This window comes from Achromobacter sp. T5-5 (assembly GCF_055397965.1).
The window spans coordinates 4,986,194-5,006,581 of sequence record NZ_AP027919.1; the positions used below are offsets into that span (position 1 = coordinate 4,986,194).

Genomic DNA, 20,388 nt, shown 5'->3' on the forward strand with positions numbered 1-20,388 from the left:
CAGCGCTTGGGTTCAGCTCTTGGGTTCAGCTCATGTACACGCCGCCGTTGATCGCGTAGTTGGCGCCCGTGACGAACGCCGCATCGTCCGACGCCAGCCACACGCACAGCCCGGCGAGGTCCTGGGCCGTGCCCAGCCTGCCGACCGGGACGCTTTCCACGATGCGGTCCAGCAATGCAGGCGGGAAGGCCCGGACGGTGTCGTCGGCAATGAAGCCCGGCGAGACCAGGTTCACCGTCACGCCGCGCGCCGCGACCTCCTGGGCCAGTGACCGCGTAAAGCCGATGACCGCGCCCTTGGCCGTGGCGAAGTTGATCTGGCCGATCTGGCCCTTCTCAGCCGCGACCGACCCGATGTTGATGATGCGCCCCCAGCCGCGGTCCGCCATGCGGTCGACCACCTGCTTGGTGCTGTTGAACAGCGTGTCCAGGTTGCTGCGCAGGACCGCGGACCAGTCGGCGTGGGTCATCTGCCGAAAGCGCATGTCCAGCATGGAGCCGGCGTTGTTGACCAGCACGTCGATCTCGCCGACCTCGCGCCGCACCTTGGCGAACGCGGCCTCGGTGGAGGCCCAGTCGGTGGCGTCGCCTTCCGAGGCGATGAAGTCGTAGCCCAGCGACTTCTGCTCCTTGAGCCAGTGGTCCTTGCGGGACGAGCGCGGCCCGCAGCCCGCGACCACGCGATGCCCGGCGCGATGCAGCGCCTGGCAGATCGCGGTGCCCGTGTGGCCCATGCCGCTGGTGACGTAGGCAATGCGCAAAGCCATGGTTCTTCCTTTTGAAAGTCGTGCGGCTGGCGCCGCGGGAGATCAGGCGGCGCCCACCAGCGGGAACAGGCCGAACGCCAGGGCGGCCGCCAGCATGACCAGGCAAACCATCGTGGCCCACTTCAGCGCATAGCGCTGGTGATCGCCGAATTCCACGCCGGCCAGGCCGACCAGCAGATAGGTGGACGGCACGAGCGGGCTGAGCAGATGCACCGGCTGGCCGATGAGCGAGGCGCGCGCCATCTCGACGGGCGTAATCCCGTAGCCCTGAGCGGCTTCGCTCAGGATGGGCAGCACGCCGAAGTAGAAGGCGTCGTTCGACATGAAGAAGGTGAACGGCAGGCTGACCAGCGCGGTGATGCCCGCGAGATACGGGCCCAGCGCGTCCGGGATCACGGCGAGCAGGCTGCGCGACATGGCCTCGACCATGCCGGTGCCCGACAGGATGCCGGTGAAGATGCCCGCCGCGAAGATCAGCGACACGACCGACAGCACATTGCCCGCATGTTGCGCCACGCGGCGGCGCTGCTCGGCCAGGTTCGGGTAGTTGATGATCAGCGCCACCGCGAACGCGATCATGAACAGCACCGGCAGCGGCAGCACGCCCAGCACCAGGCTTACCATCAGCGCCAGCGTCAGGCCGGCATTCACCCACAGCAGCTTGGGGCGGCGCAGGTCGTGATCGACTTCGATCTCGGGCAGGTTCTTGGGGCCGTCCTCGTCGTAGCCGGCATGCAGCGACGCGCCCTCGGGCAGGGACAGCACGCCCAGCCGGCGACGCTCGCGCAGGCCAAGAAAGAACGCCAGGACCAGGATGGCGACGATGGACACGCCCATCACCGGCACCAGCGGCACGAAGATGTCGCCCGCGTCCACGTGCAAGGCGCTGGCGGCGCGCGCGGTCGGCCCGCCCCACGGCGTCAGGTTCATGACGCCGCTGGCCAGCATCGCCAGGCAGGTCATGGACAGCGCGTTCATCTTCAGGCGCCGGTACAGCGGCAGCATCGACGCCACCACGATCATGTACGTGGTCGATCCATCCCCGTCCAGCGAGATCACCAGCGCCAGCACCGTCGTGCCCACCACGATCTTCAGCGGATCGCCCTTCACCGCGCGCAGGATGCGGCCGACGATCGGGTCGAACAGCCCGGCGTCGATCATCACGCCGAAGTACAGGATGGCGAACATCAGCATCACGCCCGTGGGCGCGATCTTGCGGATGCCGTCCAGCATCATCTTGTCGATGCCGGCGCCGAAGCCGCCCAGCAGGGCAAAGATAATGGGGACGAGGATAAGCGCGACGAGAGGCGACAGGCGCTTGGTCATGATCAGCGTCATGAACGTGATCACCATGCCGAAGCCAAGCAGGGTCAGAAGCATGAGGGGTTATCTCCAGCTAGTCGTTGTTATGTGTGCGTGCCTCCGGCCTGGGAAGCAAGACCGCAAGGCTAGGAAGAAAAGCTGTCTGGAACCTGTCGCTTTTTGTTGGCTGCGCAGATGCGTGGGCGGCGTGGGTGGGGGCAGTCCACCATGCGACAATCGCCGCATGCGCATCCTGGTGATCGAAGACGATGAGGATCTGGCCGACGCACTCGTGCGCCGGCTGCGCCGTCTCGGCCATGCGGTCGACTGCCAAAGCGACGGCCTGAGCGCCGACGGCGTCCTGCAATACGAGACCTTCGACCTCGTCATCCTGGACATCGGCCTGCCCCGCATGTCGGGCTTCGACATCCTGCACCGGCTGCGCGACCGCGGCAGCAAGACGCCGGTGCTGGCGCTGACCGCGCGCATCGACATCGAAGACCGCGTCCACGCCCTGGATACCGGCGCGGACGACTACCTGGCCAAGCCCTTCGACTTCCGCGAGCTGGAAGCCCGCTGCCGCGCCCTGCTGCGCCGTCCCAGCCCGCAGGCTGCCGGCACCCTGCGCTTCGGCGACCTGGTGATCGACAGCGCGGCGCGCCAGGTGACGCTGGCCGGCCGGCGCATCGACCTGCCCAAGCGCGAATTCAGCCTGCTGGAAATCCTGCTCGCCGGCATGAACCGCGCCGTCAGCAAGACGGAAATCGCGAACAAGCTGTTCGCCTTCGACGACGATGCCGCGCCCAACGCCATCGAGGTCTATATCGCCCGGCTGCGCCGAAAGCTGGAAGGGTCGCCCCTGCGCATCGAGACCCAACGCGGGACGGGCTACCTGCTGACGGCGACGGGCGGCGCGGATGGGGATCCGGCCGCCACGCCGCGCGCCTAGGCGCCGACGCATGGACCGGCCGCGCACCCCGCCTCCCCGCCGCATTTCCATCCGCCGCCGCCTGCTGACGGTGCTGCTGGCGCTGTTCGCGGTGGGCCTGGGCGCGATCTTCCTGCTGGTGCGCGGCTACGCCAACCAGACGGCCGACACCACCTACGACCAGCTTCTGCGCGCCTCCGCGCTGTCGATCGCCGACAGCCTGCAACTGGTGCAGGACGCCTGGCAGATGGACATGCCGTATGCGGCGCTCGCGCTGCTGGAACAGGCGCCGCGCGACCGCGTCTTCTACCGCGTCGCCGCCGGCGGCGGCGCGCTCATCTCGGGATACGGCGACCTGCCTGCGCCGCCCGCGCGCGGCCAGGGCGACGCCAGCACCCCGCAGCTATACGCCGCCACCTACCGCGGCGAGCCCGTGCGCATCGCCTGGATGGAACGCAAGATCGCCGGCCCGCGCGAGACCGAAACCGCGATCATCCAGGTCGCCCAGACGCGCGAGGCGCGCAATGCGCTGGCCCGGCGCATCCTGTGGCAGGGCACGCTGGCGCTCATCGGATTTGCCGCCGCCGCGCTGGCGCTGGCGTACTGGGGCCTGCGGCGCTCCCTGGCGCCGATCCGGCGCGTCGAGCGCGAGCTGGCCGGGCGCAGCGCGTCCGACCTGCATCCCATCGCCGCGCCCGTGCCCGAGGAACTGGACATGCTGGTGCACGCGCTGGACGGCTTCATGGCCCGGCTGTCCGAGAACCTGGACACGCTGCGCCTGTTCATCGCGGAAGCCGCGCACCAGCTCCGCACGCCGCTGGCCGCGCTGCATGCGCAGATGGAGGTGGCGCTGGACGAGGACGATCCGGCCGAGCAGCGCCGCAGCCTGCTGGCCGTGCTGCGCAACGCCGAAAAACTCTCGCGCCTGGTCAACCAGCTGCTCAGCGACGCCAGCGTCATCCATCGCAGCAACGTCAGGCAGTTCCACCCCGTCGACCTGGCCGAGCTGCTGAGCCAGGCCGTGTACGACACCGTGCCGCAGGCCGACCCGCAGCCCGACGTCCGCCTGCACCTGCCGCCCGCCGGCGCCGGCGACGCCCCGCGCGTGCCGGGCGACAGCCTGATGCTGCGCGAGGCCTTCAAGAACCTCATCGACAACGCCTTGCGCCACGGCGCCAACGACGCGGGCCACATCGACGTCCGGCTGGACCGCCACGACGGCGGCTGGCGCATCATGGTGTCCGACCAGGGCCCGGGCATCCCGCCCGCGCTGGCCAACACCGCGTTCGAGCGCTTTGCGCGGGGTCCCGATCCCCGCTCTCCCGGCGCCGGCCTGGGCCTGTCCATCATCAAGCGGGTGGTCGACATCCACGGCGGCAGCCTCAGCCTGAGCAACCGCGTGGGCGGCGGCCTGGACGCCGTCATCACCCTGCCTGCGAGCGCCGGCCATGCGTAGCGTCCTGTCCTTCCTGCGCGTCCTGGCCGCCAGCGCCGCGCTGGCGGTGGCGATGGCACTGGCGCCCACGGCCCACGCCGCGCAAGTGAGCGACGGCGGCCTGGTGCTGGGTCCCGCCGACAGCAGCGATGTGCTGGTCGTGCATGCGTCCAACAGCGTGGAGGTGTTTCGGGGCGTGCTGGAAGAGTTCAGCCGCCTGAACCCGTCCGTGCGGCTGGAATACACCGAACTGTCCACGCAGGATCTCTACAACGACGCCGTGGACCGCGCCGCGAAGGCGCCCGGCGTGCCGTCCGGGCCGGACCTCGTCATCAGCAGCGCCATGGACCTGCAGACCAAGCTCGTCAACGACGGCTATGCGCGTCCCCACGTGTCGCCGCAGACGCGGTCCCTGCCCGGCTGGGCCAACTGGCGCGACGAAGTGTTCAGCATCGGCACCGATCCCATCGTCATGGTCTACGACACGCGCAGGCTCGACGCCGCCCGCGCGCCGCACACCCGCCGCGAACTGCTGTCGCTGCTGCAGGCGCCCGACCAGCCGCTGGCCGGACGGATCTCCACCTACGACGTCCAAGGCAGCGGCATCGGCTACCTGGCCGCCACGCAGGACACGCGCCTGGACAGCATGGCGGGCGCGCTCCTTGCCGCCTTCGGACGCAACGGCGTGACGCTCCACGCGTCCACCGAACATGCGCTGGACAAGCTGGAAAGCGGCGACGTCACGCTGGCCTACAACCTGCTGGAATCCTATACCCGGCATCGCATCGACCAGGGCGCGCCGCTCGCGATCATCTATCCGCAGGATTACACGCTGATGCTGTCGCGCTCGGCCATCATTCCGCGGCAGGCGCCGCGCGGCGACCTGGGCGCGCTGTTTCTCGACTATCTGCTGTCCGCGCGTGGCCAGGAAACGCTGGCGCGGGTCTCCGGCATGCGGCCGGTCAGCGCTTCGGTCGTGCCCGCGGCCGGCGTGCGGCCCATGGCGCTGGGCGTCGGCCTGCTGGTGTACCTGGACCCGCTGAAAAAGCGCCACTTTCTGGACCTGTGGCGCGCGGCGATCCTGCCGCCGCGCTGACGCCGCCCTTCAATACGGGCTGGCCGTCGGCCGCACCACCACTTCGCTGACGTCCACGTCGTCGGGCTGATCGATGGCATAGGCAATGGCGCGGGCGATGGCGTCCGGGTGCAGCGCCACGCGGCGGAATTCCTGCATCGCCACGCGCGCGGTGTCATCGGTGATGGTGTCCGCCAGCTCTGACTCGACCACGCCCGGGCAGACGACCGTCACGCGGATCTTGTCGGTCTCCTGGCGCAGGCCGTCCGAGATCGCGCGCACCGCGAACTTCGTCGCGCAGTACACCGCCGCCGTCGGCGACACGCTCAGCCCGCCGATGGACGACACGTTGATCACCTGTCCCCGGCCCCGGCTTTCCATGCCGGGCAGCACCGCGGCAATGCCGTGCAGCACGCCGCGGATGTTCACGTCGATCATGCGGTCCCACTCGTTCACCTTCAGCGAGGACAAGGGCGACAGGGGCATCACCCCGGCGTTGTTGACGATCACGTCGACCGGCCCGTAGGCCGCTTCCGCGGCATGCACAAAGGCCTGCATGTCCCCGGCCGAGGTGACGTCCAGCGCGCGAAACGCCGCCTTGCCGCCCTTTGCCTGAATCTCTTGCACCAGCCGTTCCAGCCGGTCGGTGCGGCGCGCCCCCGCATACACGCGGTGGCCCTGCGCGGCCAGCAGGCGCGCGGTGGCCTCGCCGATGCCGCTGCTGGCGCCCGTGATGAGCACCACTTTGGATTGACGGGATTGTTGGGATTGCGTCGTGGTCATGGTCGTTCTCCTAAGTTGAAACCATGACTGGAATGCTAAGGACGGCGCCGCCTCGCGCGAATACCCGGCCCTATCGCACGCTTGCCCATTCCTATTGAAGGCCGTTTTTTGCGGGGACGCGGACCGGTAGAATGCCCGGAACCGGAAACCGAATCACGGAGGCCCCATGACACTGCCGCCCAATCCGCTGTCGCAAGAGATGATCGCCCTGGTCGAGCGCCTGGCGCCCAACGAGGGATACAGCCTGTCCGCGCTGGACGGGGTGCGTTTCATGCGGTCGGACCGGCCGCTGGGCCGCACGCCGGTGCTTTACGAACCCGGCATCGTCATCGTGTGCCAGGGCCGCAAGCTGGGCTTCCTGGGCGATGAGGTCTATGTCTACGACGCGCAGCACTACCTGGTGCTGTCCGTGCCCCTGCCCTTCTCCACGGAAACGCAGGCCAGCAAGGAAGAGCCTCTGCTGGCCGTCTCCATCCGGCTGGACCTGGCCACGGTGGCGGACCTGGCGCTGGCGATCGACGCGCACGACGCCGCGCGGCGCGAGGGCGCCCCCCACGAAGGCGGCCCCCGCGAGGGCGCCCCCCGCGATCACGCGCCGCTGGGAATCGCGTCCACGCCGCTGTCCGGCGAACTGGCCGATGCCACGGTGCGCCTGTTGCGCGCGCTGTGCAGTCCGCTCGATGCCCAGGTCCTCGGCCCGGCGCTGGTGCGCGAGATCGGCTTTCGCGTCCTGAGCGGCGAGCAAGGCGGCGCGCTGCGCGCCGCGCTGGCGCACCAGGGACGCTTCGGGCGCGTGGCCAGGGCGCTGCGCCGCATCCATACCGACTTCGCCCAGCCGCTGGACGTGACGCACCTGGCGCAAGAGGCCGGCATGAGCGTTCCTGCCTTTCACGTCAACTTCAAGGCGGTCACGCAGACCTCGCCGATCCAGTACATCAAATCGACGCGGCTGCACCAGGCAAGGCTCATGATGATCCGCGACGGCCTGACCGCCGCGTCGGCCTCGGCCCGCGTGGGCTACGAGAGCGCGTCGCAATTCAGCCGCGAGTTCAAGCGCTTCTTCGGCCGCGCGCCGGTCGAGGAAGTGCGCGACATGAAGGCGTCGTTCGCGCTGTCGCCCGCCGTCGCCATCGGCGAGTTCGCGGCCCCGCATTGAAATTGCCGGATGCCCAGGGCTTGCGCCGCATCGTGTAGCATTCCGCGCACTTGCAGCCACTCCATGCATCATGAGCTCTGACGTATCCCGCGCCATCGGCGTGCATCACAAGACCGCCCGCCAGATCCAGGATGAAGCGCTCGCCGCCATCCACGACTGGTTCGACAAGCTGCAAGCGCGCGAGGACGTCGATGCCATCGTGGCCCGCACCCCGCTGCAAGCCGGCATCCACAGCGAGATCCTGCTGGAATACGAGCCCACGCGCATCGTGTTCGATGTCATGCCGGGATGGGAGCCGGACGATGAGGACGGGCTGCACGCCGAGGGCGGCGGCGGTCCGCTCAGCCCCGAAGCGGTCCAGGAATCCCTGGCGCCCGTGCTGCGCGAGGCCGTGCTCGAACGCATCGCCCGGCTTGCCGGCAAGCCGCACCTGAATCACCACTTCCGTTTTCGCGCGCAGTTCCCCACGACCGGGGGCCGGCTGCGCCTGACGCTGGTCGACCACACCGACGCGCACAAGCAGCAGTGGCTGCGCGAGCGCGTGGCGCAGTACATCGACCAAGCCGTGCTCAATGGCAGCCAGCCCACCGATGCGCTGCATGTCAGCCTGCTGTGCGGCCACCTGCTGGATGCGCGCCTCTTTCCCGAACCGGACCACGCGCGGCTGGTCTGCATCTTCCAGCGCCTGCTCGCCCTGAACGCGGGACAGCCGTCGCTGGCCGAGCTGCGCGGCTCCCTCATCCACGCGCTGCGCTGCTGGTCCGAGCAGCAGTACCTGCCGCGCTACGTCGACGTCTCGCAGGACCCCTTCCGCCAGAACATCTATGCGCGCAAACCCGGCGCCGCGCTCGATCCCGAGGACCGCGGCATCGACCTGCTGCTCTACGCCGCGACGCTGATCCTGCGCCACGAGCCCGGCTATGCGCGTCCCACCGGCCTGGGATTTCTGGAAATCGCGCGCGAACTGGGCAGCGCGCGCGCGGCGGCCATGCTGGCCGAAGGCAGCGGCGCGCATCCGGCCGAATGCACCCGGCTGACGGACGAACTCGTGGATTGCGCGGCCAACGACGTGCTCGCCACCGTGACCATCGCGATCCGGCAGGAAACGCCGGCTGCCTACGTCCGGTCGCTGGAATTCATCACGCGCCTGCTGCGCGCAGGCTTTCCCGCCGGTTACCGCATCGCGTTCAAGAGCACGGCGCGCCACTACCTGCCGGTCAAGGGCCTCGCCCGGTCCGACATGCACCGCTTCTTTGCCAACGCCGCGCAGCACCCGCAGGCGCATGACGCGCTGCAGGCCTATGCCTGCGCCGCGATCCAGCCCTACGAGTGGTACACCGACGCCGAAGCCGAGAAGGCCTGCCTGTCCGGCACCTATGCCGCCTTTGCGCTGGGCCTGGCCGACGCCAGCCGCTTTGCGCTGCTGCGGCACTACATGGATCAGGTGGATGACGAACATCAGTCGGTGCAGGACCGCTATACCGCCGTCTTTCTTGAACACCATGGGCTGACGCCCGACACCGTCTCCACCGCGGTCGCGTGCCTGCGCCGTTGCACCGACGGCTTCAAGCTGCCCGCCCGGTTCGCGGTCGACGATGCGCAGACACTGACACTACTGGCCGACGCGCTTGCCGCCCTGCCCGAGCACGAACGAGCGCATATGCGTGCACACGTGCGTGCGCGGCTGTTCGGATCCGACAAGAAGCTGGCCGCGCTGGCGCGCAAGGCCGACGATGCGCGCAAGGCGCCGCTGCTGCGGCTGCTGGAGCCCTAGCCGGGCGGCGCGGCGCGCACGCCGTTGCGCGCCGGTTGAATTATCCCGGTATCGCCGCATCACCACGCGCGCCGCCCCGATTTTCATGGCCTGTATTCGCAGGGAATCTCGCCGTGCGCGAGGATTTGCGACGATAATTTGCGCTTGGGCCCGCTGCCGATCACGCGTTCATGCGCGGCGCGCCCAGCCGCTTTGATCCGCAGCAGCGGTGCGCCGCCATCCCTGACAGGCCGGCGCCACCTACCACCATCTGTGACACGTAGCAACGTTTACGTCTGAACCAGAGTTGGAGGCACGCCATGCCCGATCATCGAATCGCAATGCGCCGCGCCGTCGAGGCCGTGGACCATCTGACCGACCCGGATCCGCCATGGGCCGACATCCTCAGCACGGCCCGTGACCTGGTCGGCGCCGACAGCGGCGCCCTCATCGTGTTCGATGCCCGGAACAAGCTGCTGACCCTGTCGGCCATCGGGCTGTCCGATGCGTGCGCGGCGGATTACCAGGCGCACTACTTCAGCTGCGACATCGTGGAACAGGACTCCCGCAACGCGCCCGCGGGCACCTGGCTGGACACCGCGCGCATGTACGACGCGGCCCAGTTGCGCCGCACCGAGTTCTACGCGGACTTCATGACCAAGCACCGCATGGCGCAAGTGCTGGCGCTCATCATCGAATCCAACACCGTGCTGCACGCCGCCATCGGCTTTCAGCGGTCGTCCGTCGATCTCAAGGCCAGCGAGCGGCTGCAATCCGGCGACTATGCCCGGTACTTTCGCACGCTGCGCAACCAGTTGGCGCTGCGCGAGCGCAATCGGACCATCGGATGGAAATCGCTGGAAAGCGCCTTCTCGGAAGTGCAGGAAGCCGTGCTGCTCATCAGCATGGATTGCATGGTGGACAAGTTGTCGCCGCTGGCGGTCGGTTACCTGGGCGACACCAACGGCTGGACCCTGCATGGCCGCCGGCTGCGCCACGCGGATGCCAAGGTGCAGCGGCTGTTCGATGCGCATTGCGCCGCCGTGGCGCGCGACGGCCAGATGCGCTCGATGGCCACGGCCTCCGGCTGGGGGGAACTCTTCTGGGTCGACATCAGCGCGGCGCCGCAGGCGCTCAGCCTGATCGGCGGCAGGATGCTGCTGGTGCGCCTGCGCAAGAAAAGCGCTTTCGCCATGCCCGACGTCACCAAGCTGCAATCCGTGTTCTCCATCACGCATGCCGAGGCCGCGGTGCTGGCGGGCCTGGCCGCCGGGCACAGCGTCGAGGAGGTCGCCACCCTGCGCCATGCCTCGGTGCTTACCGTGCGCAAGCAGGTGGCCTCTTTGCTTACCAAGATGGAGTGCAGCCGGCAGTCCGAACTGGTGAGGCTCGCCTCGCTGCTGTAGGCGCAGGACGACGGCCGAGGCCGCCGGGAGCGTACTCAAATTTGAGTATGCGGGCTGCACCCATGCGGTCCTACGATGAGCACAAAGGCATGAGACCCGCGCCGCCGCGCCCCGCCGGGTCACCCTCCCGGCCTGCACCCCCGCGCCGAACAGGCCATCGCGCCAGCGCGCCACGCCGGACCATGACCGTCGCGTATCCGGTCCGCAGCTATCTTCGGCCAGCGCCGCGCCGCGGCGCGCGCTTCGAGGACACCGGCCCCAATGCTGCGTCTCCCCCCTGTACCCCTAGGAGTCATCCATGAAGCCTGACCTGACATTCCGCGCCCTCGTCCCGGTCGCACTGGCGGTGTTCGCCGTGCTGTCCGGCACGGCCGGCGCCCAGTCGGCCGCCTCCGCGCCCACCACTGCCGCGCCCGCCCCCGACTACACCCCCACCCGCGCCGACGTCGAGCGCGACCTCGCCGCATGGCGAGAGTCAGGGCTGGAAGCCCAGTGGGCTGGCGATGAAACCCCGGACATCAACAGTCCGGTGTACATCTCCGACTATCGCAAGTACCAGAGCACCGTCCACGGCAGCGGCATGTCGCAGCCGGCATCGCAGTCCCAGACGGAATCGCAGCGTCGCTGGTGACTCGGCCTCTGCACCGTCCCTGCCCACGACGCGCGCGCGCAGTTGCGCCCGCGCGTCGTCGGTGTGACCAAACCTATCCGGGCTGCCCGCCCGGCTTGGCGCCCCGTGCGTCCACCTCGTTACAGGTCCTTCCACATTTAGCCAAATGACACAGTTCCTCCTCCGCTTCTGATTTAGTTCTACTCGTTGCTTGCTGTGGCGTCCGGCGCGACTTTCAGCGCCTGCGTACCGCGGGCAGAGAAAAAATCAATAACCCGGAGGAGAAGTCTATGCGTACGTTCAAACGCAGGGCCGCCGCATTGCTGGCAAGTGGCCTGATCGCGGTGCTGGCCGGCTGCGCCGCGCCCGGCGGCAAGAAAGACACGGTTGCCATGGCGGGCCTGTCGCAGCCCGTGGAGATCGTCAGGGACAAGCACGGCGTGTCCCACATTTATGCCAAGAACCAGGCGGACCTGTTCTTCGCGCAGGGCTTTTCCGCCGCGCGCGACCGGCTGTGGCAACTGGACCTGTGGCGCCGCCAGGGCGAAGGCAAGATGGCCGAGCAGTTCGGACCGCGCTTCATCGAACAGGACCGCGCCGCGCGCCTCTTCCTGTATCGCGGCGACATGCAGGCGGAATTCGCCAGCTACCACCCTGAAGGCAAGGCCATCCTCACCGCGTTCGCCAACGGCATCAACGCCTACGTGAACTGGGTCAAGGCCAATCCCGACCAGATGCCGCCGGAGTTCAAGCTGACGGGCACCGAGCCCGGCTACTGGAGCGCGGAGACTTCGCTGATCCGCATCTACGGCCTGACGCGCAATCTCAGCGAGGAGGTCCGGATGTCGGAGCGGATTGCGGCCCTGGGCCTGAACACCGTGCAGGGATTGAGCACCTTCGAGCCGCCCCTGGCGCTGCAGATTCCCGCCGGCCTGGACGTGCGCCAGATCGACAAATCGGTGCTGGCCACTTACCGGCTTGCGCGCGACGGACAGAAGTTCGAGGCCGGCGATTTCCCGCGCAGCCCGCTCGCCGCCGACGACCGCGCCAGGCTGGCGAGCGCCCTGTCCGAGGGCAGGCTCGCGTCGCTGGACCCCGGCTTCGACCCCCTGGCCGCCCGCTACGAAAGCAATAACTGGACCCTGAGCGGCGAGCGCACCGCCACCGGCAAGCCCATCCTGGCAGGCGACCCGCACCGGGCCATCGCCATGCCGTCCTTGCGCTACATGGTCCACCTGAACGCCCCGGGCTGGAACGTGATCGGCGCGGGCGAACCGTCGCTGCCCGGCGTCTCGATGGGCCACAACGACCGCATCGCGTTCGGGTTGACCATCTTTGCATTCGCCGACGAAGAGGATCTCTACGTCTACGACACCAATCCTGCGAACCCCGGCGAATACCGCTACCAGGGCCGGTGGGAAAAGATGCGCCAGGTCGACGAAACCATCCCGGTGCGCGGCGCCGCGCCCGCCGTGCGCAGCCTGAAGTTCACGCGCCACGGACCCGTCATCCACGAAGACCCGGTGCGCCGCAAGGCTTACGCGGTGCGCGCCGCCTACCTGGAATTCCCGGGCACGGCGGCCTACCTGGCCAGCCTGCGGCTGAACCAGGCGCAGAACTGGAATGAGTTCGTGGCGGGCATGGAAAAGCACTACACGCCCAGCGAAAACATGGTGTACGCGGACGTGGACGGCAACATCGGCTGGTTTGGCGGCAGCATCGCGCCGATCCGTCCGCGCAACGACTGGTCGGGCATGCTGCCCGTGCCCGGCAACGGCGACTTCGAATGGCGCGGCGTGCTGCCCGGCAACGCCCTGCCCCGCGTCTACAACCCGCCCGAGGGCTACGTCGCCACGGCCAACGAGTACAACCTGCCCGCCGACTACCCCTACCGGGACATGTCGGCACGCACCTGGGCCGAACCCTACCGCGTCCAGCGCATCCGCGAGGTGGTGGCTGAAGGCCGCGGGCTGACCGTGCAGCAGTCGCAGGACCTGCAGTTCGACAACCTGTCGATTCCCGCCCGTACGCTGGGGGGCTACGCCAAGGCCCTGAACTCGGCTGACGCCAACGTCGGCGCGGCGCTGCGCCTGCTGAAGGACTGGGATTACCGCATGGACACCGATTCGCGGGCCGCGACGGTCTATGCGTTCTGGCTGCCCGAAGTCGTCAAGCGCGTGACCGACCTGTACGTGCCGGCAAGCGGACGTGCGGCGTTCGGCGAGCTTTCCACCCGCAAAACCCTGGAAAAACTCGCCACGCCCGATGCCGCCTTCGGCGCCCGGCCGGAACAGGGCCGCGACGCCCTCTTGCTGCAGGCGCTGGCGGACGGGCTGCAGAAGCTCAGCGCCAAGATGGGACCGGATTCGACGCAGTGGCAATGGGGCAAGCTGCACCACATCCAGTTCGATCACAGCCTGGCCGCCCTGCTGCCGCCCGACACCGCCAAGGCGTGGGGCACGCCGCGCTATCCGGTCGGCGGCGACAACGACACGGTGCATCGCGCCACGTTCCGCAAGAGCGATTTCCGCCAGACCAGCGGCGCGTCGTACCGGCAGGTGATCGACGTGTCCGACTGGGACAACTCGCGCGTGCAGAACGTGCCGGGCCAGTCCGCGGATCCGCGCAGCCCGCACTATCAGGACCTGCTCAAGGGCTGGGCGACCGGGGAATACTTTCCGATGGCGTTCAGCCGGGCGAAAGTGGACAGCCAGCGCTCGGACACGCTGACGCTCACGCCGGCGGGGAACTGACCGGACGCCGCGGGCGTCCGGCTTGATGTTCGTCATGCCGCCCGCCGCGCCGCGGGCGGACAATGTCCCGCGGAACCTCCGGGACCAGGGCGGCAGGCGCCGCGCCGTTGCGGCGCCCCTGCCGCTCTCGCGTCCGCCATACCCCGGGCGCCGCCATGACCGTCTATCCCGTGCTGCTCATCCTGCACCTGCTTGCCGCCTTTCTTTTTGTCGGCACGGTGTCCTTCGAGGTGCTGTTCCTGGAGCCCGTGCAGCGGCGCCTGCCGCCCGACGTGCGCAAGGCGCTGGGCAGCCAGCTCGGTCCGCGTGTGCGCAGCGTGGCGCCGTGGTCGGTGTTGGTGCTGTACGTGGCCGGCATCGGCCTCGCGTGGCAGCACCGGGGCGCGCTGTCCGCGCCCTGGGCATCGTCCTTCGGACTGCTGCTGTCGATCAAGATCGCGCTGGCGCTCAGCGTGCTGGTCCATGTGGCGAGTGCGCTGGCGCTGGCCCGTCGCCGCCGGCTGACGGGCGCGGTGCAGGGCCGCATGCACCTGAGCGTCTTCTGCCACATGATCGCCATCGTCGTGTTGGCGAAGGCGATGTTCTACCTGACGTGGTGAGCCGGGCCGTGCGGGGCGCTATGCGCTAGCGGGCCTGCTTGCCCGAGGCGTCCTGCTCCACCACCATGTCCAGCACGTAGACCTTGGAGGGCGCATCGGCCGGCGGATTCTTCCAGTCATAGCGCTTGACGCGCAGCACGGTGCGCACGCCGTCCTGGTGTTCGAATCCCTCGATGGACTGATAGAGCGGTTGCCATTTGTCCGGCGCCGGCAGCGCGATGCCCGCCTCGTTGAACTTGCGCTCGCGCACCATCAGGCACTGGTAGTGCGGAATCATGGGATGGCTGCATTCGGCGCGCTTGGCGGCCACTTCCAGGAACATGATCTGCCCCGTGCTGCCATACAGCGTCTCGGGCGTCGGCTCGCCCACGAACTTGAGCACGGTGCCATCCTGCGCCGTCAGTTCCAGCGCCGGCTCGGCCTTGTCGCCCGACAGCGCGACGCGCAGCTCGCCCTTCAGGCGTTGGCCGATTTCGGCGTCCAGCTGCATCAGGCTCTGTTCGCAGGCCTTCATCGTGGACGCCAGGTTCGCGATGGTCAGCACCCCGTTCTTATAGATGTAGCCGCCGAACTGCGCATTGCAGCCGCCGCGGATGTTCAGGCCATCGGCCGTGAAGCTCAGACGCACCTGGTGCTCGATGCCTTTCTGGAGGGCGGCGATCGACTGGCCCGCCTCATCGGTGGCCGAGGTCAGGCGCCAGTGGTAGGCGGTCAGGGTCGCCTGGGTCTCGGCGGCGGCGGACGGCGTAACGGCGGAAGCAGGCATGGCGGACGATCCTTCGCGGGGAGAGGTAGCGGGCGCGCAGGCGGAAAGCAGCGCGGCGAATACGGATGCAAGAAGGATGGTTTTTTTCATGATTGGTTCCTGTCAGCCGGATGGCCCTGATCGAAAAGCGGCATTCTACGTCCGCGGCATGGACGAAATCGGCGAACGGCGGACCAGACAGTTTCCAAATCTTGCGGCCCGTGCGTGCGGCCGGCGAGCGATTACAGTCTGACACCTTCGCCACCGGCCGCGCGGGCCCCGCGCTACAACGCCGAGGCCATCGCCAGCCGCTCCGCGTAGTGCGGAATCGACAGGCGCTCGATAACGGCCTGCTGCTGCGCGCCGAACACATCGCGCTCGTCCGGCGAGGCCGAGATATTCGGACGGTCGATCGTCAGCTTGATCGCGTTGCAGCTATCCACGAAAAACGCGCCGACGACGCGCTCGGGCGGCACCCCCAGCACCCGCGCCACATTGGCGGGGCAGAACACGTTGGAACGCAGCGCGGCCTCGTAGTCGGCGGCGGAGTTGAACACGATGTCGAACGTGAGCCGGTTGATGCCCGCGTCCTTGCTGCGGATCACCACGGCCATGTCGAGCAGCGGCTGTTCGCGCTGGGGGCTGCCGTCGGGCGGCGCGTCGGCGATCAGCGACAGCGTGCGGTCATCCAGGTTGCCTTCGTAGCGCGTGGTGCCGATGTCGTCGTAGCGGGGCCGGCCGGACCCGCTTTCGGTCCATGCCGAACCATTGGCGCGAAAGTACGTGATCGGGAACATGCGCTGCTTGATCAGGTCTTCGTTCTGGAGCAGGTGGTAAAGCGTCCATTCATAGGCGTCGCCAGCGTCCAGGTTCATGCGCGAGCCTTCGCGGGCGGGGGCCAGCGCAAGCAGGCCGTCCAGGTCGGCGCTATGGCGCGCGGCAAGCCGGGCGGGATCGCGGTCGATGGTGCGCAGCAGCGCCACCGGGCGGTCGGCCCCGGCTTCATGGATCTGCCAGGCCGCGTCGCGCAAGGCATCCGGAAACTCCGCCTGCACCAGCTTGATCACCGCCTCCCTGATCATCGCGTAATTCGCCTGGAACACCGGATCGCGCGTGCCGCTGGGCACGACCGCGCCGTACTGCCCGTCCTCGCGCTGGAAACTCACCAGATTGGGCGACAGCGGATAGGCAATGTTGCCGGCGGTGGCCTTACGCCCGGCATAGCCGTAGTGGATCAGGTAGTGGGTGAGCAGGCTGGCCAGTGTTTCGGCGGCCTGGGGCGTGGCGGCGCGCGTCTCCACGATGAGGCCCAGCTCCTCTTCGCCGTCCCGCACGGGCGTGGCCTGCACGCCGTTGCGGCCATACACCAGGACGTCCTCGGGGACGCGCGGCAGGTCGGCGGGGTCCAGATGGACCAGCGACACCTTGCGCTTGCCCAGCAAGCGCGCGCCCTCCAGCTTGATGCTCCATGGCCATGGCTTGCCCGCATGCACGAACTGGCTGTTGCGGATGCCGGCGGTGCGCGCGTCGCGCGCGAAGAACTCGGTGTGTTCCATCGCCAGGATGCCCTCGGGGTAGAACTGGAGCTGGGGATGGCTTTCCTCGTACAGGGAATGCGCCGCGATCGAATAGGGCGTGCAGCGCCGCGCCGGATCCGGCGCCACGAAGAGCGCCGTACCGTCGTCATAGATCTCCGCCACCAGGCAATCCGACGGCGACCCGGGGTCGCACGCCAGCGCGCCGCATTCCAGCACATGGCCCACGTGGTACGCGAGGCCGGGATCGATGCCGCGGCGGATCATGTCCGACGCGAACAGCGCAATGTCGCAGGCCCGGCCAGCCAGCACGTACTTGGCGCCGCTTTCCAGCGCGGTGATGAGGGGATGCACGCCCATCTGTCCCACGATGACGCTCTCTTCGAGCGCCGCTTCGTCCAATTCGGGACCGGCGCCCGTGGCCCGCAGCGCTCCCGCCCGGTATTCGCGGATGACGCTCGCCGGATCCAGCTCGGACCGGATGACCGCCACGCTGCGGTCGCGCACGCCCAGCTCCTCGAAGACTTCCTTGGCGACGGCGATCATCCAGTCCAGGTTGCGGTTGCCGCCCGCCATGCCGCAGCTCCCCAGGATGACCGGTCCGTCGATGCGTTCGCCCGCCTCGACCATGTTGCGAAAGTCCGCCTTCACGGCTTCGCGTTCAAAGTACTCGGTTCCGGTACCCAGGTAATACGGGCCGGCGTCCATCGACCCCGCATCCGAGATCACGGCGTCGATGCGCCCTTCCAGGGCCTTTTGCAGCGATTCCTTGGGAAATCCATATCCCAGCGCGCCGCACGCGGACACCACGCGATAAACCAGCTTTGCCATCGTCACTCTCCTTGTCGCGCAGGCCGCCGAGGTTGGGGAACCTGCATGGGAGTGAAGCTTGCGCCGGTCTGGGGCGCCCAAAAAATACTATGTCGATATGCAGGTATAGGCGGGCGATATGGTCAGGGCGTCAGCAGCTCCGCGCCCGCCAGCCCCTTTTCCCGCACCTGCTGCATGACGACGTCGCTCAGCAGCCCCCGCACCGCCTCCGCGGGCGGGGCCAGCGGCACATCGGCCGACGCGATGACCGCCGCCGTCAGGTAAACCGGCGGCTCGATCAGCGCCGCCGACACCATGGCGCGTCCGGGCAGGCCGGAAAAATCGCCCCGCGGCAGGATCGTGTGGCCGATGCCGGCCTGCACCGCGGACAGCATGCCGGAGAACACCTCGGTCTCCGCCACGACCTGCGGCACGATGCCGGCCTCGGAGAACAGGCGGTCCAGCATCCCGCGCGTGATGTTGGGATGCGCGGGCAGAATGAGCGGCATGTCCGCAAGCCGCTCGAACCGCAAGGCCGATGGCCGTCGCCCGGGTTTGCACGGGCTGACCACGAAAAGCCGCTGCCGGAACAACGGTTCGCGCGCGAACCCCGTGGTCGGCTGGTCCTCGAACACCAGCGCCAGGTCGAGCGAGCTGTCGCGGATGCGCGCGCCCAACTGGCCGCTGGCGTCGCTGCTGAACCGCAGGCTGATCTTGGGCAGCACGGCCCGGCACTTTTCCATCAGTTCGCCGGCCAGGAACGACGCCAGCGTGGACGACATGCCGATACGCACGACGCCCTGGATCTCGCCTTCCAGCGACCGGACGATCTGCGGAATGCGCTCCATGCGGCTCAGGATGGAGGCCGCCTCCGTGTAAAACGCGGCGCCCGCCGCCGTGGGCCGCGCGCCGCGCGCGCTGCGGTGCAGCAGCACCACGCCCAGTTCCTCTTCCAGCGCGGCGATCTGCTGGCTGAGCGCCGGCTGCGCCACCGGAATGAGCGCCGCCGCGCGGGAGAAGCTGCCCGCCTCGACGATCTTCACGAAATACCGGAGGTGGCGCAATTGCACGGACGGGCTCCGGTCAGAACGTCACCTTGACCGACGGCGCGCTGCGCTCGGCTGCGCCATGGAACACCGCCTCGATGTTGTTGCCGTCCGGGTCCAGCACGAATGCGCCGTAATAACCGGGGTGGTAATCGCGCAATCCCGGCGCGCCGTTGTCCTTGCCGCCGTGGGCCAGCGCCGCCTGGTAAAACGCATCCACCATCGCGGCGTCGCGCGCCTGGAACGCAAGGTGATGGCGCCCGGTCAACTGGCCGAGCGCGGCCTGGCTGTCGGCCGTCGATACGAACAGTTCGTCGGCCCAGAAGTAATCGTCCGCCGTGCCGCCCATCGGCACCTCCAGGGCGTCGAACACGGCCTGGTAGAACCTCAGGCTGGCGGGCAGGTCGCGCACGACGAGCTGGATGTGATCGATCAGGCGGCCGCGATGGATCTCGTGGGTCTGCATGAGGTCTCCGTCCTGGTGAAAAGGCTCGGTTGACTATAGCGCCATCCGCCGCGGATCAACCGGGGCTCGATCAAATGGTGTCCACCCGCCGCGTCCGGCCCCGGAAAAAGCGAGGCCCGCATTCCTCTTGCGAGCAATGCGGGCCTGAAGTGAACCTCAGGTATCCGGAGCGGCGCCCGGCAGGTCGTGCCGCGAACGGTGGCGCACTCGCACCTTCGCCGCTACTTCGCGGCCGGATACGCCGGGTCGGCCAGGCAGGCCTGCACCCATTCGTAGTCGTCCGCATCGTAAATCTCGCCGTCGATCTTCGGCAGCGGACTGGACGCATACACGTACTCCGGCTGGGCCGGCGTGCGATTCCATTTCGTCTTGCCTTCGCTGTCGGAGCATGGCTGGTCCGCATCGTTGTAGGAGCAGGACGCGACGACCTTGGGCTTGCCGTTCACGACATTGGCGACGTAGCGCCGGGTATACACGCCGCCCGATGCCCACGACTCGTCGATCGAACACACGTGGTCGTGGTTCTGGTAATGGCGAATCGCAAAGCACGCGTAATCCGTGTAGTCGCGCGGCAGGACGTCGCATGAGGTCCAATAGCCCGCGAACGCCCCGCCGGTGAACTGGGCCAGGAACTGCCGTTGTTCCAGCGCGCGGCGGATCATGCGTGGCGCCGCGTCGCCTTTTTCCGTTTCCTTGAACTGCGCGCTGCGCGCGCGGATCAGCTCGCGCCCGGCCTGGGCGGCGGTCTTGCCGTCGGGCAGCGCGTCGGGCGTGTCGATCAGCGACTCCAGCGCCTTATCCCGCGCGACCAGCCAGCGCTTCTGGCTGTTCACCAGCATCGCGCGAATCTCGGCGTCGGGCGCCTGCTTGAGCAGCGCGGCGTAGTTCCGGTTCAACTCGGCATCGGCCGCGACCGCACCGCGGTCCGAGCAGATCAGTTTCTCGACGTCCGTGGCGGCCTTCTTGCAATCGATGGCGAACGCGGGGGCCGACAATGCAAACACCCCGGCCAGGGACAACAGGCGCAACGCGGGAGTTCCAGGTTTCATCCGATCTTTCTTGGGTTCAGTGGCGGGGCCGCCGCGCATGGCGGTTGAGGTGCCCGCCATTCTGGCATGAAACGGGGTCCGTCCCGAACATGCCTCGCTCGGTGGCGGACCTGGCCTGCCAACCGGGGGCTCGATCAAATGGTGTCCACCCGCCGCGTCCGGCCCCGGAAA

At 68.4% G+C, this 20,388-nt stretch carries 17 protein-coding genes; 9 read left to right on the top strand and 8 right to left on the bottom strand.

Features of this window, described 5'->3' with window-relative positions:
- Window positions 1-25: 25 nt before the first annotated feature.
- Both ACZ50Q_RS22605 and ACZ50Q_RS22610 read right to left on the bottom strand, forming a co-directional pair.
- The gene (locus tag ACZ50Q_RS22605) at window positions 26-766 is read right to left on the bottom strand and encodes an SDR family oxidoreductase (protein WP_092577585.1); all 741 of its coding nucleotides are present in this window, start codon (window positions 764-766) and stop codon (window positions 26-28) included.
- Window positions 767-808: 42 nt separating this feature from the next.
- Entirely contained in the window at window positions 809-2,146 is a 1,338-nt protein-coding gene (locus tag ACZ50Q_RS22610) for a CitMHS family transporter (RefSeq protein WP_092577582.1), read from the bottom strand.
- Window positions 2,147-2,312: 166 nt separating this feature from the next.
- Between ACZ50Q_RS22610 and ACZ50Q_RS22615 the strand changes: the two genes are divergently transcribed.
- The 3 genes from ACZ50Q_RS22615 to ACZ50Q_RS22625 are packed head-to-tail and all read left to right on the top strand — an operon-like array spanning window position 2,313 to window position 5,527.
- Window positions 2,313-3,017, top strand: coding sequence for a response regulator transcription factor (locus ACZ50Q_RS22615; RefSeq protein ID WP_464079606.1), 705 nt, complete (start codon window positions 2,313-2,315; stop codon window positions 3,015-3,017).
- 10 nt (window positions 3,018-3,027) lie between these two features.
- Entirely contained in the window at window positions 3,028-4,452 is a 1,425-nt protein-coding gene (locus ACZ50Q_RS22620; RefSeq protein ID WP_464079607.1) for a sensor histidine kinase N-terminal domain-containing protein, read from the top strand.
- Window positions 4,445-5,527 carry an ABC transporter substrate-binding protein gene (locus ACZ50Q_RS22625; RefSeq protein ID WP_464079608.1) on the top strand — a complete coding sequence of 361 codons (1,083 nt, stop codon included), beginning with the start codon at window positions 4,445-4,447 and terminating at the stop codon, window positions 5,525-5,527. Before ACZ50Q_RS22620 ends, ACZ50Q_RS22625 begins: the two co-directional genes overlap by 8 nt.
- Before the next feature lie 9 nt (window positions 5,528-5,536).
- On the opposite strand, the gene ACZ50Q_RS22630 is transcribed toward ACZ50Q_RS22625, so the two are convergent.
- The gene (locus ACZ50Q_RS22630; RefSeq protein WP_464079609.1) at window positions 5,537-6,289 is read right to left on the bottom strand and encodes an SDR family oxidoreductase; all 753 of its coding nucleotides are present in this window, start codon (window positions 6,287-6,289) and stop codon (window positions 5,537-5,539) included.
- Between the two features lie 166 nt (window positions 6,290-6,455).
- On the opposite strand from ACZ50Q_RS22630, the gene ACZ50Q_RS22635 reads away from it, so the two are divergent.
- The 6 genes from ACZ50Q_RS22635 (at window position 6,456) to ACZ50Q_RS22660 (ending at window position 14,566) form a co-directional block, all read left to right on the top strand.
- Entirely contained in the window at window positions 6,456-7,445 is a 990-nt protein-coding gene (locus ACZ50Q_RS22635) for an AraC family transcriptional regulator (protein WP_464079610.1), read from the top strand.
- A gap of 70 nt (window positions 7,446-7,515) precedes the next feature.
- Window positions 7,516-9,219: a DUF6138 family protein gene (locus tag ACZ50Q_RS22640; RefSeq protein WP_464079611.1), complete on the top strand. Its 1,704-nt coding sequence runs from the start codon at window positions 7,516-7,518 to the stop codon at window positions 9,217-9,219.
- 299 nt (window positions 9,220-9,518) lie between these two features.
- On the top strand, window positions 9,519-10,604 hold the full coding sequence (locus ACZ50Q_RS22645; RefSeq protein WP_076519252.1) for a LuxR C-terminal-related transcriptional regulator: 1,086 nt from the start codon (window positions 9,519-9,521) through the stop codon (window positions 10,602-10,604).
- A 298-nt stretch (window positions 10,605-10,902) separates the two neighbouring features.
- Window positions 10,903-11,235 (top strand): DUF4148 domain-containing protein, encoded by a 333-nt coding sequence (locus ACZ50Q_RS22650; RefSeq protein WP_464079612.1) that lies wholly within the window; start codon window positions 10,903-10,905, stop codon window positions 11,233-11,235.
- 269 nt (window positions 11,236-11,504) lie between these two features.
- A complete protein-coding gene (locus ACZ50Q_RS22655) occupies window positions 11,505-13,967 on the top strand; it encodes a penicillin acylase family protein (RefSeq protein ID WP_464079613.1) in 2,463 nt (820 codons plus the stop codon).
- 155 nt (window positions 13,968-14,122) lie between these two features.
- Window positions 14,123-14,566, top strand: a complete 444-nt coding sequence (locus ACZ50Q_RS22660; RefSeq protein WP_076519249.1) for a CopD family copper resistance protein — start codon at window positions 14,123-14,125, stop codon at window positions 14,564-14,566.
- A gap of 25 nt (window positions 14,567-14,591) precedes the next feature.
- On the opposite strand, the gene ACZ50Q_RS22665 is transcribed toward ACZ50Q_RS22660, so the two are convergent.
- The 5 genes from ACZ50Q_RS22665 to ACZ50Q_RS22685 form a co-directional block, all read right to left on the bottom strand.
- Window positions 14,592-15,332: a DUF4377 domain-containing protein gene (locus ACZ50Q_RS22665; RefSeq protein ID WP_464082031.1), complete on the bottom strand. Its 741-nt coding sequence runs from the start codon at window positions 15,330-15,332 to the stop codon at window positions 14,592-14,594.
- 263 nt (window positions 15,333-15,595) lie between these two features.
- Window positions 15,596-17,677, bottom strand: a complete 2,082-nt coding sequence (locus tag ACZ50Q_RS22670; protein WP_464079614.1) for a DUF4387 family protein — start codon at window positions 17,675-17,677, stop codon at window positions 15,596-15,598.
- A gap of 122 nt (window positions 17,678-17,799) precedes the next feature.
- On the bottom strand, window positions 17,800-18,726 hold the full coding sequence (locus ACZ50Q_RS22675) for a LysR substrate-binding domain-containing protein (RefSeq protein ID WP_464079615.1): 927 nt from the start codon (window positions 18,724-18,726) through the stop codon (window positions 17,800-17,802).
- Between the two features lie 13 nt (window positions 18,727-18,739).
- Window positions 18,740-19,168 (bottom strand): VOC family protein, encoded by a 429-nt coding sequence (locus tag ACZ50Q_RS22680; RefSeq protein ID WP_076519245.1) that lies wholly within the window; start codon window positions 19,166-19,168, stop codon window positions 18,740-18,742.
- Between the two features lie 221 nt (window positions 19,169-19,389).
- A complete protein-coding gene (locus tag ACZ50Q_RS22685; protein ID WP_464079616.1) occupies window positions 19,390-20,217 on the bottom strand; it encodes a lysozyme inhibitor LprI family protein in 828 nt (275 codons plus the stop codon).
- Between the last annotated feature and the right edge of the window lie 171 nt (window positions 20,218-20,388).

Coding starts and splice junctions, on each gene's coding strand:
- ACZ50Q_RS22605 (WP_092577585.1), bottom strand. CDS start 766: ATGGCTTTGCGCATTGCCTACGTCACCAGCGGCATGGGCCACACGGGC.
- ACZ50Q_RS22610 (WP_092577582.1), bottom strand. CDS start 2,146: ATGCTTCTGACCCTGCTTGGCTTCGGCATGGTGATCACGTTCATGACG.
- ACZ50Q_RS22615 (WP_464079606.1), top strand. CDS start 2,313: ATGCGCATCCTGGTGATCGAAGACGATGAGGATCTGGCCGACGCACTC.
- ACZ50Q_RS22620 (WP_464079607.1), top strand. CDS start 3,028: ATGGACCGGCCGCGCACCCCGCCTCCCCGCCGCATTTCCATCCGCCGC.
- ACZ50Q_RS22625 (WP_464079608.1), top strand. CDS start 4,445: ATGCGTAGCGTCCTGTCCTTCCTGCGCGTCCTGGCCGCCAGCGCCGCG.
- ACZ50Q_RS22630 (WP_464079609.1), bottom strand. CDS start 6,289: ATGACCACGACGCAATCCCAACAATCCCGTCAATCCAAAGTGGTGCTC.
- ACZ50Q_RS22635 (WP_464079610.1), top strand. CDS start 6,456: ATGACACTGCCGCCCAATCCGCTGTCGCAAGAGATGATCGCCCTGGTC.
- ACZ50Q_RS22640 (WP_464079611.1), top strand. CDS start 7,516: ATGAGCTCTGACGTATCCCGCGCCATCGGCGTGCATCACAAGACCGCC.
- ACZ50Q_RS22645 (WP_076519252.1), top strand. CDS start 9,519: ATGCCCGATCATCGAATCGCAATGCGCCGCGCCGTCGAGGCCGTGGAC.
- ACZ50Q_RS22650 (WP_464079612.1), top strand. CDS start 10,903: ATGAAGCCTGACCTGACATTCCGCGCCCTCGTCCCGGTCGCACTGGCG.
- ACZ50Q_RS22655 (WP_464079613.1), top strand. CDS start 11,505: ATGCGTACGTTCAAACGCAGGGCCGCCGCATTGCTGGCAAGTGGCCTG.
- ACZ50Q_RS22660 (WP_076519249.1), top strand. CDS start 14,123: ATGACCGTCTATCCCGTGCTGCTCATCCTGCACCTGCTTGCCGCCTTT.
- ACZ50Q_RS22665 (WP_464082031.1), bottom strand. CDS start 15,332: ATGCCTGCTTCCGCCGTTACGCCGTCCGCCGCCGCCGAGACCCAGGCG.
- ACZ50Q_RS22670 (WP_464079614.1), bottom strand. CDS start 17,677: ATGGCAAAGCTGGTTTATCGCGTGGTGTCCGCGTGCGGCGCGCTGGGA.
- ACZ50Q_RS22680 (WP_076519245.1), bottom strand. CDS start 19,168: ATGCAGACCCACGAGATCCATCGCGGCCGCCTGATCGATCACATCCAG.
- ACZ50Q_RS22685 (WP_464079616.1), bottom strand. CDS start 20,217: ATGAAACCTGGAACTCCCGCGTTGCGCCTGTTGTCCCTGGCCGGGGTG.